The organism is Spirochaetota bacterium (assembly GCA_004297825.1).
GTDB lineage: Bacteria > Spirochaetota > UBA4802 > UBA4802 > UBA5368 > FW300-bin19.
This window is the reverse complement of record SCSX01000069.1, coordinates 88,369-101,918: the sequence shown is the minus strand read 5'-3', so window position 1 is coordinate 101,918 and position 13,550 is coordinate 88,369. Positions and strand designations below refer to the sequence as shown.

The following is a 13,550-nucleotide window of genomic DNA, read 5'->3' as shown; positions in this document are numbered from 1 at the left end:
GGCGTGTCCGTGCGACTATAATAATCGATGCTTGTGCGCCTCGACCATGATCAAACCGAGTATGCAATCCCGCAAGAACTTTCCACCGGGTGCGGTGTTTTTTCGGCTGTGCGCGAAAGGGCGCGAGTTCTGGTTGTGCCTTCAATGGGAGATGACGAGATGGTGGATATAAGGAGATGAGGGCAGGGTAATTATCGGACCTGGTTCATTGGCAAATACTGTCCAAAAACAAGATCTGATAGTTGGAGTTGAGCAAAAACGTCAAAGACATGGGGTGCCGATACACAAGGTTCCACGGCGGAACGGTCGGATTAATCCCGGTACTTTAAGGGGTTTTCCCGGACTACGCACGCAGGTGCGAGAAGAGGTCCAGGTCCTGGAGGCGCGCCGCCAACCCCTCGTTATTGGCGTCGCCGGTTTTTTTATGCGCATCGCGGATAGCGCCTGCGAGCGCCAGCACGGACGCAAGGTCCGCCGATCTTTCGTCGACGCGCTCGCCGGCCCGCGCCTGGTCGTACGCGCTCTTCGTGGTCGCCGACTGGGCTGTAAGCAGGGATTGCAGGTCATCAAGCGCGTGGTTGGGAATCGCGCCGGCGGGAAGCGCCTCGCCCATGTACATGCAGAAGGCGATGAACGCCTCCATGATGAGTGCCCGCTCCACGATGCCCCACCTTTTAATGGCGCGGCGCAGGTCCGCCCCTTCGATCGCGAACAGGTCGCTTTCGGGGATCAGAAATTTTCGGAGCGTCAGGCGGGTGTGGCTCATCGAGCGAAGCGCGGCAAGATGAAGCTCCTCGAAGGCGTCGTCGGGAATAATATACGCGGGAATGACCGCGGCACGCGACACCTTTTGCTCGCCGGCGAGACGCATCGTGAGGATGACGAGATCGCAGAGGTATCCCCCGGTAATGTATTTCTTGGTGCCGCTCACGCATGCCTCGTTGCTTTCGCTGCGCTCCACCGTGACGGGGTTTGCCGCGTCCTCTGAGTGGGCGAGGGAGGCGATTCGGTCGTGTTCCAGCATGTCCAGGAGTGCGGCGATCTTGTCCGCGTCGCCTGCGCTCCTGAGATCGGCGAGGAGGGCGCGGATAATCGTGGCCTGCACGATCCAGAGCATGGACAGGCCCAGGTCCCCCGAGCGCCGCGCAACGATACCCGATGGAAGCGGGCCCGCCGCCTCACGGTAGCGTTCGAGGAAAGGGGGATACTCGCCGGCCAGCTCCACCCACGCGGCCCGCTGCAAGTCGAAGTCGCCGCAGCGGGAGGCGAAGCCCTCGTCGAGCCTCGCGAACAGGTCCGCGGGGGCCGTCATTTTCCCCTTTTCTCGTTCAGAAGTGCTTCGACCTTAATGGGCAGCCCGTAGATGTTCATGAACCCGCTGGCGTCCTTGTGGTCATACAGCTCGCTCTTGTCGAAGGTCGCGATATCGGGCTCGTACAGGGTCACGGGAGATTTTCTGCCGACGACGATGCAGTTGCCCTTGTAGAGCTTCATCCGCACCATGCCGGTTACGTTCTTCTGTGTTTCCTCGATAAAGGCGTCCAGGGACTCGCGCTTCCGGGTAAACCAGAGGCCATTGTACACAAGGGTGGCGTACTCGTGCGATAGCTTGTCCTTGAGGTGCTGCGTTTCCCGGTCTATGGTAATGGACTCCAGGTCGCGATGCGCGGTGTAGAGGACGGTACCCGCCGGCGTCTCGTACACGCCGCGCGACTTGATGCCCACGAGCCTGTTTTCGACGATATCGATGCGTCCCACGCCGTTTTCACCGGCGAGGGTGTTCAGTTTCATCATAAGCTCTATCGGACCATACGCCTTGCCGTCAAGCGACACAGGATTGCCGCGCTCGAACCCGATCTCCACGTAGGTGGGCTTGTCGGGTGCCCTTTCCGGGGACTTCGTGAGTATGAACATGTCTTCGTCCGGCTCACGGTACGGGTCCTCGAGTATGCCGCCCTCGTAGGAGATATGCAGGAGGTTGCGGTCCATGCTGTAGGGCTTGTCCTTGCTCACCGGTACCGGGATGTGGTGCTTCTCGGCGTAGTCGAAGAGAAGCGTCCGGGAATGCAGGTCCCAGATGCGCCAGGGCGCTATGATCGTGAGGTTGGGCGCGAGCGCCTTGAAGGTCATCTCGAAGCGCACCTGGTCGTTTCCCTTGCCGGTGGCGCCGTGGCACACCGCGTCGGCGCCTTCCCTGAGGGCGATCTCCACCTGTTTCTGCGCGATGATGGGGCGCGCCAGGGACGTGCCCAGCAGGTAGCGGTCCTCGTAGATCGCGTTCGCCTTGACCGCCTTGAACACGTATTCGCGCACAAACTCCTCGCGCAGGTCTTCGATATAGCACTTGCTCGCGCCCGTGTTTATCGCCTTCTGCTCGAGCCCGTCAAGCTCCTCGGCCTGGCCCACGTCCGCGGCGAAGCAGATCACCTCGCACTCGTATGTTTCGCGAAGCCACTGGACGATGATCGAGGTGTCCAGCCCCCCGCTATAGGCGAGGACGACTTTTTTGATTTTCATTGCAGTTCTCCTTATAACGTACCGGGCGTGGTAGAGACGGCCCGCCGGGCCCGTCTTTACTACGCCCGGTACGCGGTTACTTACCCATGAGCGCGCACAGGAGCGCCTTCTGCACGTGCAGCCGGTTCTCCGCCTGGTCGAACACGATCGAGACCTCGGAATCAAGGACCTCCTCCTCGATCTCTTCACCGCGGTGCGCGGGCAGGCAGTGCATGACGCGGCACCCGTCGGCGCACTTGTCGAGGAGCTTGCGCGTGATCTTGTAATCGCGGAACGCCTTGCGCCGCCTAGCCGCCTCGCGCTCCTGGCCCATGCTGGTCCACACGTCGGTGTAGAGGTAATCCGCGTTCTCGACCGCCATGCCGATATCGCTCGTGACCGTTACGTGCGATCCCGATTTCGAACACAGCCCGAAGGCGATGCTCACCACCTCCCGGTCGGGCTGGTAGTCCTTCGGGGACGCGACAGCGATGTCCATGCCCAGGATCGCCGCGCACAGCATGAGCGAGTGCGCCACGTTGTTTCCGTCCCCCACATAGGCGAGCTTTCTTCCCGCGAACCCGGGCTCACGCTCGTAGATCGTGAAAAGGTCGCTCAGGGCCTGGCAGGGATGGAAGAGGTCCGACAGGCCATTGATCACCGGTATGTCGGCGATCCGGGCAAGCTCGATCACCTTGCCGTGCGAAAAGGTCCGTATCATTATGCCGTCCGCGTACCGCGCGAGCACGCGCGCCGTGTCGGCCACGGACTCACCGCGGCCGAGTTGGATGTCGTTGTGGCTCAGGAAGAGGGCGTACCCTCCCAGTTGGTACATCCCTATTTCGAAGGATACGCGCGTGCGCGTCGAGGTTTTCTCGAATATCATCGCAAGGGACTTCCCCTCGAGAAGGCGGTGGGGCTTCCCGGTTTTCTGCGCCTTCTTCAGTTTTGCGGCGAAATCGAACAGCGCGATGATTTCCTTCGCCGACAGGTCCTTGACGGACAGCAGGTCCTTGTGCGCCAGTGCCGGTATTTTCACGGTTTTTCAACCTCGCCGGATAATAGTTTTTCGAGTATTACAAGCCCCTCGTCGATCGCCTTCCGGCCGATCGTGAGGGGAGGCATTATCCGGATGACGCGGTCCGCGGTGCAGTTGATCACGAGCCCCCTTTCCAGCGCCTTTTTAACGAGCGCCGCGCCGGGAACCGCGAGCTCGACGCCAATGTGAAGACCCAGCCCCCGCACCTCGCGGATCACGGGGTAACGAGCGGCCATGTCGTTCATGCGCTTCATGATGTATTCGCCGCTCGCGCGCACCTTTTTGAGCATCGCGGGTTTGGCCAGCTCCTTGAGCACCGCCTCGACCGCCGCGCACGCGAAATGATTTCCGCCGAACGTGGTGCCGTGCGCGCCTTTTTCGAAGAGCCGCATGAGCTCGCCCCGTGCGTGGAGCGCCCCGACCGGGATGCCCCCGCCCAGCCCCTTGGCCAGGGTGATGACGTCCGGGGTGACGCCGTAATGCTGGTAGGCGAATGCCGTTCCGGTCCTGCCCACGCCCGTCTGCACCTCGTCGATAATTGAGATCGCGCCGTGCCTTTTACACGATGCGATCATCGATTTCACGAATCGCGTATCGGCGATGCGGATGCCGCCCTCGCCCTGGACGAGCTCGGTGATGACGGCGCACACGCGCGGGTTTCCGGAGAGTTCTTTTTCGAGCGCCGCCGTGTCATTGAAGGGCAGGTACTTGAAGCCGGGCACTATCGGACCAAATCCCTTGCGTATCTTCTCCTGCGCGGTCGCCGACATTCCCCCGAACGTTCGCCCATGGAACGATCCCTCGAAGGATATGATCTCGTATTTTTCAGGCGACGTCTCCTGCCCGTAGCGGCGCGCGAGCTTAATGGCGGCCTCGTTCGCCTCCGTGCCGCTGTTCACGAACAGCGTGCGGCCCTTGAACGCGAGGGTGGAGACCAGCCGCGCCGCCGCCGCCTGCTCGCGGTTGTAGAACCAGTTGGAGGTGTGGATGATCCTGCCCAGCTGCGCGTGCAGTTTTTTCGAAAACGCCGGGAGGCCGTGCCCCAGCGAGGTCACCGCGATGCCGCAGAAAAAATCCAGGTAGCGCCGGTCGTCCTGGTCGTAGAGGTATGCCCCCTCGCCGCGCACGAAGCACACGGGGAGCCTGTCGCCGTAATTCTGGAACAGATATTCCCTGTCCTCGTCGATGATTGCCTGCAATTTCCTGGAAGTCATAAAGCCGCCTTAAAATTGAAAAAATCGGGGCTCCCCCGATCGCCATGTATAATTGCATTCTTGCAGGGTATACCCTGTCAATCAAAAAAAGGGCCGCAACAGGGCGCTAGAGCATGAACCCGAATCCGAAATAGAGCACGGTCATGTTCATGAATACGTCGGAGTAGAAGATGGTCCTCCAGGAAAGACCGGTGGTGATCTGGAGATGGCTGAACTGGAACTTGAGCCCCGCTGCCAGCGAGAGATAGGGGTCCACCGTCTTCGCGGTATGAATTATCGCCGGCGGACCGTTGCTTCCCGTATCCGTGATTTCGAGCGTGCTCCACGCCCCTCCCAGCCCCACCGTCGCCGTAGCGGAAAACGCGGGAGAGAGCACGTAATTATAGCCGCAGGCGAATCCCGCGGTCCTGATCGTCAGGTAATTGTTGTTCCCGCCCGAACCGCCGTCCTCGTTGCTGACGCTCATGTAGTCGAACTGAAGCGAGCCCGTGAGGTCCCTGTAGATCGGCTGATTGGTAAAGTACGAGAGGTCATAGGCGAACGACAGGGACATCATCGTTGCCTTACCGTCGTAGATATCCCCCCAGTCTCCGGAGATATCGGCCTGGCCGTGGGTCAGGCCCAGCGTTGCTCCCTTGATGCGTTCATAAAAGGGGAGGAAGGGGGACGCCGTCGCGTGCACCTTCTTGATCTCGATGTCTTTCTGCAGTTCGGTATTGATTCTTGTGGATATCTGGTCGATGATCACCAGGAGGAGCGCCCCCAGCTCCTCGGTGGTTTCGCTGATATCGCGCATCTTGAGCTCGTGAACGTCGAATATCTGGGTCCTGATCCGGATTATCCTTCCCTCGACCGAAAAGCTGCCGGTGATCACGTACTGCGCGTCGAATTCCCTGCCCCTGTCGGCAAGCAGGCGTATGCGGTTTTTCTGCTGTTCGGCGGGGGCCGATTGATCGACGTACTCCATGACCACCGGAAACGTCTGGACTGTGAATTTATCGGACCTCTTGATGTCGGTGGCTATGTTTTCGGGTATGATATACGAATAGTATCCGAACTCGGTCGATTTCCCCGTGTTCTGGAAATGGTAGACGATGACCTTGCCCTTGAGGTCGGCGTCCCTATGGGTCTGGATGTCTTTTTGCGCAAGCGCCGGGCGGGCGGCTCCGCCCAGGATTATGAGGGAAATGAACCCTGCGGTGAGAATCCCGGCAGTTCGCGATGGTAGTGATCTCATTGGGGTAATATGGGGCACAATCGCGGATTCGTCAAGAATGAAATAATGCGCCCCCTGATATTATGTCGTGTACTCCGCGTTGATCTTCACATAGTCGTACGAGATATCGCTCGTATAGAATCGTGCGCTTCCCGTCCCCCGGCCGATATCGAGCTCGATGATCAGGTCCTTTACGCTCATCTTTTCGATCACCTCTTTTCGGTTGACCGCCTGCGGGACCCCGCGGGAAAGAAGAAGCACCCCGTTGATGCTCACCGAGAGCGTGTCCTCGGACAGGGCGGCCCCGGAGTAGCCCGCCGCGCATGCGATGCGCCCCCAGTTGGGATCATTCCCGAAAAGGGCGGTTTTCACGAGCAGGGATTCGGCGATTGACCGGGCGGCGCGCCGCGCGTCGTCGTCGGATTCGGCGCGCGTCACGTCGACCGTCACGAACTTGGTGGCGCCTTCACCGTCCCGCACGAGGAGCTCCGCGAGACGCGTGAGGACGTACAGGAGCGCCTCCTCGAACGCCTCCGCGTCGCGGGGATCGCCCAGGGGCGCGTCCGCACGGGGGGCAAGGAGGATTGCGGTGTCGTTGGTCGACATGTCCCCGTCGATGGTGATCGCGTTGAGCGAGCGCGCTATGCACCGCCCGAAAACCCCATCCATGACCGGGCCCGCCAGGGGCGCATCGGTGACGAGAAAGGCGAGCAGCGTCGCCATATTGGGCGCGATCATGCCCACGCCTTTGGCCGTGCCCGCGATAGTGAACGCGCCCGCCGAGGTTTCGAAGGACGCCGCGGCCGCCTTGGGATACGTGTCCGTGGTCATAATCGCCCTGGGGACGACCGCGCCCGCCTCGCGGGAAAGCCCCCCTACGAGCGACGGGACCGATGCGCGCATCTTATCCGCGGGGAGCTGGACGCCGATAACGCCGGTCGAGGCCATGAGCAGGGAGTCCGCCGGAACGGCAAGCTTCAGGGCGGTCTCGCGCGTGAGCGCCACGGCGTTGCGGTACCCCTCGTCGCCCGTGCACGCGTTCGCGTTCGTCGCGTTGATGAGCACGCCGTGCACCGTTCCGCCGATACGCTCCCTGCACAGGCGGACCGGCGCGGCAAAGATGCGATTCGTGGTGAACGCCCCGGCCGCGCGGCACGGTTTCTCCGAAAAAATGAGCGAAAAGTCGAGCCGACCCGCGTACTTGATGCCGCATTCGATCGCGGAAAAGGTGTAGCCGGGAACGAGCTCCAGGCCGCCGTCGAGGATTTTCATGGTGAAGCTCCGTACGTAATGATTCATCGCGCTGTGCAGGAGGAATAATGAGGGGGGAGGGGGGAAGAAATGCAATAACAAAATGAATCGAAATCTGACACTTGGGGAAACTTTACTGTACTTCATTGTTGCCTCCTCCTTATGAGGCGACAACTATCTTGACACTGGGGGGTTGTATGACGTTTTGTAATGGTTTCACAACAATATTTTATTAAATCATCATTATATAATAATATGTTTCATTTATATTTATGCTTTGCAAGATATGTATTACCTTTAAACTCTTTTTCGTGAATTATCCATCCTAAAACTAAAGCTTCAAATATATTTCTAATTTTTACTTTTGTCCTTGTTTGTGGTTTAAGGTTACTTGTGGATATTTTATAATCGACTAACAATTCAAATGCAGATTTATAATCACTTCGTTTTATATAAAATCTTGCTACATTATAACCCCAAATATATGGTCCTGGATATAGATGATGAAAAATTGAATTGATTATGTAATAATTAATGTTATGAGCATCTAGTATAATTCGATAAATCATTATTTCATTTTCATTTGAAGATGTAAAGATTTCCATAATTAAATCTTCATCAGCAACGTTTAGACAGAAATTATAATTTGAAAAGTCTTTATAAAATTCTCTGTCTCCATTTTTGGGCAAAATATAATATAACATAGAAATTGATGTTATTATCAAGATCAAGACTGAAAAATATTCATCCTGCATTGTTTTGATTCATCCATGGTAAATATTATACTTGTTTCACTTTTACAAGTCACAAATAGATAATGTTAAATATCAAATACAAAAAGCCAATACAAAATGTCCTATAACGTCAAAGCATACCCGATGTTGCGCTGGTTGTGGCGTACGACGCGTTATGTTTGTGCTAAAACGAGACGATTATCCGGCTGTAATATTTCTCGATTTATTATTCTTACATTTTGAAAATCGACGTGTTTGGGATTTAAAATAAAAATATTTTCGTTTGGAACAATTGAAGAAGGAACTTTAAGCAATAATGTTTCCCGTGATTCAAGCCAAATAGTGCCGTTTTCGATTGTATAATTATTCCAGGGAATAGAATTCCAGTCTGGAGGTAATAAAGAGCGGTTATAAACTTTTATGGATGAATCGGGTACTTCGAATGATAATATCAATCTATTATGCAAATCATTGATGCATTGGCAATGAACAATTGTCTCAAGAATGGCAAGTGAGATATTTTCAGCTAAATATATTGCCGGATAGCCCTTCTTGTTCCAGCGCCCACCCGGTAGTTCCGCTCCCTTTCCACTTAAATCATCAGCATGACGAAGTTTTGAGACCCGATAAAGAACCATTAGCTGAATTCACTATATTCAATTCTGTTTAATTCTGCTTTTATCAAATCGCGTCCCTTGTGCGAATCCATAATCTCGATGGGTTTTTTATGGTTGAAATAAGCATTTTCAGTATTCAGCCAATTGTTAAACCTTTCTTTGTTTTCATCAAATGCCTCAAGGCCAATGGAATATATTTCACCAATTTCAACAAAAGTTTCAGTAACTTTAAATTCTAAAATTTTATGCTTTTTTTCAAGTTCTCTCTGTAGAGTTCGTTTTGATATAGGTAATATGGTTGACCATTCGTTTAATGAAAGTTCCGAAAAATTAATAAAATTCCTGGCATTGTCGGCAGTGAATTTATTCCGAATAACTTCGATCAGCTCGTTGTCATTGTGTATGCTGCTAACCACCTTGGGCGGTAACTTATACATATAATGTAGAAAATCGTAATTCATTATGTTCCTCGATATGATGTCATCTGACATACAAGATAGCGACATATGGCATTTCTGTCAACAGGAAATGGCGTTTGATACGATATTTTTCGCACCAACCAGATACTCGTGCGTACAAACAAAAAAGGGGCGCGATCACTCGCACCCCTTTCATTGAATCCGCTGAAAGCGTTAATCAATATTCCGCAAGCACGTTCGACGCGATCACGAGCCTCTGGATCTCCGAGGTGCCCTCGTAGATCTCCGTGATGCGCGAATCGCGGTAGTAGCGTTCCGCCGGGTAGTCCTTCACGTAGCCGTAGCCGCCGAAAATCTGGATGGCCTTGTGGGTTACGCGGTGGCTGGCCTCGGAGGCGTAGAGCTTGGCCATGGCTGCGAACTTGGACGCCTTGCGCCGGTCGCCGTGGCCTTCCGTGAGCAGCTGCGCGGCCTGGTACACGAGCAGGCGGGACGCCTGGATCTCGGTGGCCATGTCGGCGAGCATCCACTGGATGGCCTGGTTCTTCGCGATGGGCTGGTTGAACTGCACCCGCTCCTTGGCGTACTTCGCCGACGCGTCGAGCGCGGCCTGCGCAATGCCCAGCGCCTGCGCGGCAATGCCCACACGGCCGCCGTCCAGGGTATGCATCGCGACCTTGAATCCCTCGCCCTTCTTGCCCAGGATATTCTCCTCGGGGATCTCGCAGTTGTCGAAGATGAGCTCGGTGGTGGAGGAGGCGCAGATGCCGAGCTTGTCCTCGCTCTTGCCCACGGAGTACCCGGGAGTGGTGTTCTCGATGATGAAGAAGGTGAGGCCCTTGTGGCCGATTCCCTTTTCGGTCACCGCGATCGCCACGGCCACGTTCGCGACGCCGCCGTTCGTGATGAAGTTCTTGGTGCCGTTAAGCACCCATTTGCCGTTCTTGAGCTCCGCGGTGGTCTTCGTGCCCGCGGCGTCGCTGCCGGCGGAGGGCTCGGTGAGGCCGAAGCAGCCTAACCATTCCCCGGTGCAGAGCTTCGAGAGGTATTTCTTCTTTTGCGCCTCCGTGCCGAAATAGTAGATGGGTGAGAGGCAGAGCGAATTGTGCGCGGACACGATGACGCCGGTCGATGCGCACCCGCGTGAAAGTTCCTCGACGGCGATCGCGTAGCATACGTAATCCATCCCGGAGCCGTTGTACTCTTCGGGATATACGACGCCCATCATGCCCATCTCGCCCAGCTTCTTGACGTGTTCCCACGGGAAGGCGTGCGATTTGTCGTACTCTGCCGCCTTGGGCGCGAGCTCGTTATCCGCGAATTTCCGGCACATATCCTTGACCATCTGCTGTTCTTCGGAAAGATTGAAGTCCATACGTGTCTCCTAGATTGGGTTTGGATGAGATTCCCTTCTTATATTAAACTAAAAATCGGGGCGTTCTCCTGTCAATGCAATATTGGCTGCCGTCCGGTAAAAAGATGGAGGAAATTTCTCTTGAATAATTCCCTGCACGCGTATAATCGGATACCTGACGGTGGCGGGGCATCCCCGGGGCCGCACTTGAATACGAATCGAGGATTTATGAATAAAAAGCTTGTAGTGCTCATCTGCCTGGCGGGCCTGGCCGCGGCCCTTTCCTGCGGTCACTGGAGGGTGAGCTCGCTCAAGGCGAAGAAATTGTGCTCCATCAAGGCGGGCTCGGAGCCGGGAAACATCATGGTGGAACAGGAAGAAAGCGCCATCCTGAACGTCTCGTTCCTGGTCAGGGCCTACCACGGCCGCCTCTATACCGCCGACAACCTCCTCAAGCGTGTCCAGGTGCTCGATACCGACGGCACGCCGCTGCTCGTTATCGGGCAGAAGGGCAAAGAGGGCAAAGAGGGGAAGGAAGCGAAAGAAGCGAAAGAATCAAAGGAGTCCGCCGACAAGGTCAGATCGGCGCACTTCAATTTCGGCGTGGTGGGCCACATCACCGCCGATTCGAACGGGGCCATATACGTGCAGAACCGGCTCCAGCCGGGCGGGCAGGCCAAGACCGAAAAATCCGACGATATGGACTTCTCCCCCTCCTACGTGCTCGTGTTCGACAAGGATGGGGGCCTTAATTACGTGAACGGCCAGAAGGGAAATCCCGACATACCCTTCTATTATATCGAGAGCATCGATATCGACAAGAGCGACAGGCTTCTCGTGGTCGCGCGCACCATGGACTCCTGGAGCGTCTACCGGTTCAATAACAAGAAACGCGAATACCACGCGACGCTCGCAAACCTGGATTTCAAGGAAACCGAGGGCGGCGAGACCTACAAGGGCCGTATCGAGAGCGTGCGCGTGTTCAGGTCGGGCGAGAATTACCTGGTCTCCGTCGCCTATTACAGCGGCACGCGCTTCAAGTACCGGAGGATTTTCGATTATTCGCTCGCAAAGGGAAAGCAGCAGACCGTGGTGCAGATACCCGATCCCAAGAACGAGCTCTTCTCCCTCGTGGACGACAAGCACATGTTCCTGTGGAACGTCGAGGACCGCAGGCTGAAATTCGTAATCTACAATTTCGACGGGAACGTCATCAACAATATCCGCATCGAGACCCAGGACGGCAAGCTCTATGAGGACGTATTCACGGATGAGACGGGCCAGTTGTATTCCATCCACGCGACGCGCAAGGAAATCGATGTCATGGAGTGGAAATAGATGAAGGTCGTCACCGCGGACGAGATGCGGCGCATCGACCGCGCCGCGATCGACGGGGCGGGAATTCCCAGCGAGGTCCTCATGGGGTTCGCGGGGAAGGCGGTGGCCGATATCATCTTCGAAGAGATGCGCGATGCCGGACAGGTGGTCGTCTGTTCCGGGACGGGCAACAACGGCGGCGACGGTTTCGTGATCGCCTATCTCCTCGCAAACCGGGGCATGCGGGCAAGGGTAATCCTGGCGGGCTCCAGGTCTAAAATGACGCCGACCGCGGCGGTATTCCTGAACATATGCGAGCGATCGGGCGTCACGGTCGAAGAGGTCCGGGACGAGAACGAGCTCCGCCCGGCGCTCTTCGCGGACGCGGGACTCGTCGTGGACGCGCTCGCGGGAACCGGTTTCACGGGGGCGCCGCGCGGACTGCTCGCGGCCGCAATCGCGGCGATCAACGCCTGCGGGGCGCGCGTGCTGTCCGTGGACATGCCGAGCGGCCTGCCCTCGGACGGGGAGGGACCGGCCGGCGAGGCGGTGCGCGCGGACATGACCGTAACCATTGGCCTGCCCAAGGTATCCCTCGTCACCTGGCCGGGGCGCCCGTTCGCGGGAGAGCTTCGCATCGCGGACATAGGGTTTCCCGCGGCGCTCGCGGAGGGAGGCGACATTCGTACCGAGCTCGCCGATACGCGTTATGCGCGACGGATATTCCCCCCGCCCCCCGGCGCCGATTTCCACAAGGGCGCGGCGGGCCACCTCCTGCTCGCGGGCGGGTTCGATACCATGGAGGGCGCGATCATCATGACCGCCGAGGCGGCCTTCCAGACGGGCGTGGGGCTCGCCACGCTCATTACGACCCCGGGCGCACGCGTGGCTATCGCGGGCGCGGTCCCTGAGCTCATTACGCGCTCCCTGGAAGGTGGCGAGGGGACCGCGATCGCACAGGGACTGGAGCGCTTGATGGGGGAGGACCGCCGTTACGGGGCGCTCGTGATCGGTCCGGGCATGGGGAGGGGGGCGTACTCCCGCATAGTATTCGATACGCTCATCGGGACGTGCGCGGCCGGCGGGATACCGAGCGTTCTTATAGATGGGGACGGACTCTACCACCTCGCGGAATACCTGAAGGAAAACAGACTTCCGGGCGGGGTCCGGTTCATTATCACCCCGCATTTCCTGGAGGCATCGCGGATCCTGGGGATGAGCGTGGAGGAAATAAAGAACAACCGCTTTGGCGCTGCCGGGGCGCTCGCGGAGCGCACCGGGTGCACGGCGCTGCTCAAGGGACCCGGAACCGTGATCCACGACGGCGCGGACGCGCGCATCAATACCACGGGAAACCCCGCGCTCGCCACGGCGGGCTCGGGCGACGTGCTTTCGGGAATTATTGGGGCGCTTTTACTGCGGGACATGCCCCCCCTGGATGCGGCGGCGCTCGGCGCCCATATCCACGGACTGGCGGCGGACCTCTGCAGCGCCGAGCAGGGACTCGAGGTCATGAAGGCCACCGACGGTGTCCGCTTCATCCGGATGGCTATGGCGTCCCTTGCCCGCTAGTCATAAATTTGGAACAAAAGCACTACGCGCCACCTGCTCGTTATCACTCACTCGAGACACGGCACGGAGATTGGGGTTTTTCCCAAATAAATTTCACAGTTCTCCGTGTCTCCGTGTCTCCGAGCCTCTGTGGCAAATGCTGTTATCCCGCATCGTGCTAATCAAAGCATGGTCTGCTAAACAATCGTACAATCCCGCAGCCGGTAATATCGGTCCCCGAAACTTGCCTTTGTCCTTGGCCTTCATTATATTGTAATACATTAGTATATGCTTAAATACTGATGTGTTTTCAATGAGACTCACCGTGTTTTTTCCGGAGGT

12 protein-coding genes are annotated in these 13,550 nt (G+C 57.0%); 2 read left to right on the top strand and 10 right to left on the bottom strand.

Going from position 1 to position 13,550, the window contains the following annotated elements; all coding sequences use genetic code 11:
* Nucleotides 1-343 precede the first annotated feature (343 nt).
* The 10 genes from EPN93_15130 to EPN93_15085 form a co-directional block, all read right to left on the bottom strand.
* Complete coding sequence (locus tag EPN93_15130) at nt 344-1,312, bottom strand: hypothetical protein (GenBank protein ID TAL32996.1); 969 nt, start codon at nt 1,310-1,312, stop codon at nt 344-346.
* Complete coding sequence (locus EPN93_15125; protein TAL32995.1) at nt 1,309-2,517, bottom strand: argininosuccinate synthase; 1,209 nt, start codon at nt 2,515-2,517, stop codon at nt 1,309-1,311. The genes EPN93_15130 and EPN93_15125 overlap by 4 nt, the downstream gene beginning before the upstream one ends.
* Before the next feature lie 76 nt (nt 2,518-2,593).
* The gene (gene argF / locus EPN93_15120) at nt 2,594-3,520 is read right to left on the bottom strand and encodes an ornithine carbamoyltransferase (GenBank protein ID TAL33041.1); all 927 of its coding nucleotides are present in this window, start codon (nt 3,518-3,520) and stop codon (nt 2,594-2,596) included.
* Nucleotides 3,521-3,531: 11 nt separating this feature from the next.
* A complete protein-coding gene (locus tag EPN93_15115) occupies nt 3,532-4,749 on the bottom strand; it encodes an aspartate aminotransferase family protein (protein TAL32994.1) in 1,218 nt (405 codons plus the stop codon).
* 106 nt (nt 4,750-4,855) lie between these two features.
* On the bottom strand, nt 4,856-5,986 hold the full coding sequence (locus EPN93_15110) for a hypothetical protein (protein TAL32993.1): 1,131 nt from the start codon (nt 5,984-5,986) through the stop codon (nt 4,856-4,858).
* Between the two features lie 60 nt (nt 5,987-6,046).
* Nucleotides 6,047-7,237, bottom strand: a complete 1,191-nt coding sequence (gene argJ / locus EPN93_15105; GenBank protein ID TAL32992.1) for a bifunctional glutamate N-acetyltransferase/amino-acid acetyltransferase ArgJ — start codon at nt 7,235-7,237, stop codon at nt 6,047-6,049.
* A gap of 239 nt (nt 7,238-7,476) precedes the next feature.
* Nucleotides 7,477-7,971: a hypothetical protein gene (locus tag EPN93_15100; protein TAL32991.1), complete on the bottom strand. Its 495-nt coding sequence runs from the start codon at nt 7,969-7,971 to the stop codon at nt 7,477-7,479.
* 152 nt (nt 7,972-8,123) lie between these two features.
* A complete protein-coding gene (locus EPN93_15095) occupies nt 8,124-8,588 on the bottom strand; it encodes an RES domain-containing protein (protein ID TAL32990.1) in 465 nt (154 codons plus the stop codon).
* On the bottom strand, nt 8,588-9,073 hold the full coding sequence (locus EPN93_15090) for a DUF2384 domain-containing protein (GenBank protein TAL32989.1): 486 nt from the start codon (nt 9,071-9,073) through the stop codon (nt 8,588-8,590). Before EPN93_15090 ends, EPN93_15095 begins: the two co-directional genes overlap by 1 nt.
* A 130-nt stretch (nt 9,074-9,203) precedes the next feature.
* Nucleotides 9,204-10,361 (bottom strand): acyl-CoA dehydrogenase, encoded by a 1,158-nt coding sequence (locus EPN93_15085; GenBank protein TAL32988.1) that lies wholly within the window; start codon nt 10,359-10,361, stop codon nt 9,204-9,206.
* Nucleotides 10,362-10,568: 207 nt separating this feature from the next.
* On the opposite strand from EPN93_15085, the gene EPN93_15080 reads away from it, so the two are divergent.
* Together EPN93_15080 and EPN93_15075 are read left to right on the top strand one after the other, a co-directional pair.
* The gene (locus EPN93_15080) at nt 10,569-11,678 is read left to right on the top strand and encodes a hypothetical protein (GenBank protein TAL32987.1); all 1,110 of its coding nucleotides are present in this window, start codon (nt 10,569-10,571) and stop codon (nt 11,676-11,678) included.
* Nucleotides 11,679-13,229: an NAD(P)H-hydrate dehydratase gene (locus tag EPN93_15075; protein TAL32986.1), complete on the top strand. Its 1,551-nt coding sequence runs from the start codon at nt 11,679-11,681 to the stop codon at nt 13,227-13,229.
* The last annotated feature ends 321 nt before the right edge of the window (nt 13,230-13,550 follow it).

What these genes read in the sequence shown, in the direction of transcription:
- EPN93_15100 (TAL32991.1), bottom strand. Translation starts at nt 7,971, where the DNA reads ATGCAGGATGAATATTTTTCAGTCTTGATCTTGATAATAACATCAATT.
- EPN93_15110 (TAL32993.1), bottom strand. Translation starts at nt 5,986, where the DNA reads ATGAGATCACTACCATCGCGAACTGCCGGGATTCTCACCGCAGGGTTC.
- EPN93_15090 (TAL32989.1), bottom strand. Translation starts at nt 9,073, where the DNA reads ATGTCGCTATCTTGTATGTCAGATGACATCATATCGAGGAACATAATG.
- EPN93_15130 (TAL32996.1), bottom strand. Translation starts at nt 1,312, where the DNA reads ATGACGGCCCCCGCGGACCTGTTCGCGAGGCTCGACGAGGGCTTCGCC.
- EPN93_15125 (TAL32995.1), bottom strand. Translation starts at nt 2,517, where the DNA reads ATGAAAATCAAAAAAGTCGTCCTCGCCTATAGCGGGGGGCTGGACACC.
- EPN93_15115 (TAL32994.1), bottom strand. Translation starts at nt 4,749, where the DNA reads ATGACTTCCAGGAAATTGCAGGCAATCATCGACGAGGACAGGGAATAT.
- EPN93_15075 (TAL32986.1), top strand. Translation starts at nt 11,679, where the DNA reads ATGAAGGTCGTCACCGCGGACGAGATGCGGCGCATCGACCGCGCCGCG.
- EPN93_15095 (TAL32990.1), bottom strand. Translation starts at nt 8,588, where the DNA reads ATGGTTCTTTATCGGGTCTCAAAACTTCGTCATGCTGATGATTTAAGT.
- argJ (TAL32992.1), bottom strand. Translation starts at nt 7,237, where the DNA reads ATGAAAATCCTCGACGGCGGCCTGGAGCTCGTTCCCGGCTACACCTTT.
- EPN93_15085 (TAL32988.1), bottom strand. Translation starts at nt 10,361, where the DNA reads ATGGACTTCAATCTTTCCGAAGAACAGCAGATGGTCAAGGATATGTGC.
- EPN93_15080 (TAL32987.1), top strand. Translation starts at nt 10,569, where the DNA reads ATGAATAAAAAGCTTGTAGTGCTCATCTGCCTGGCGGGCCTGGCCGCG.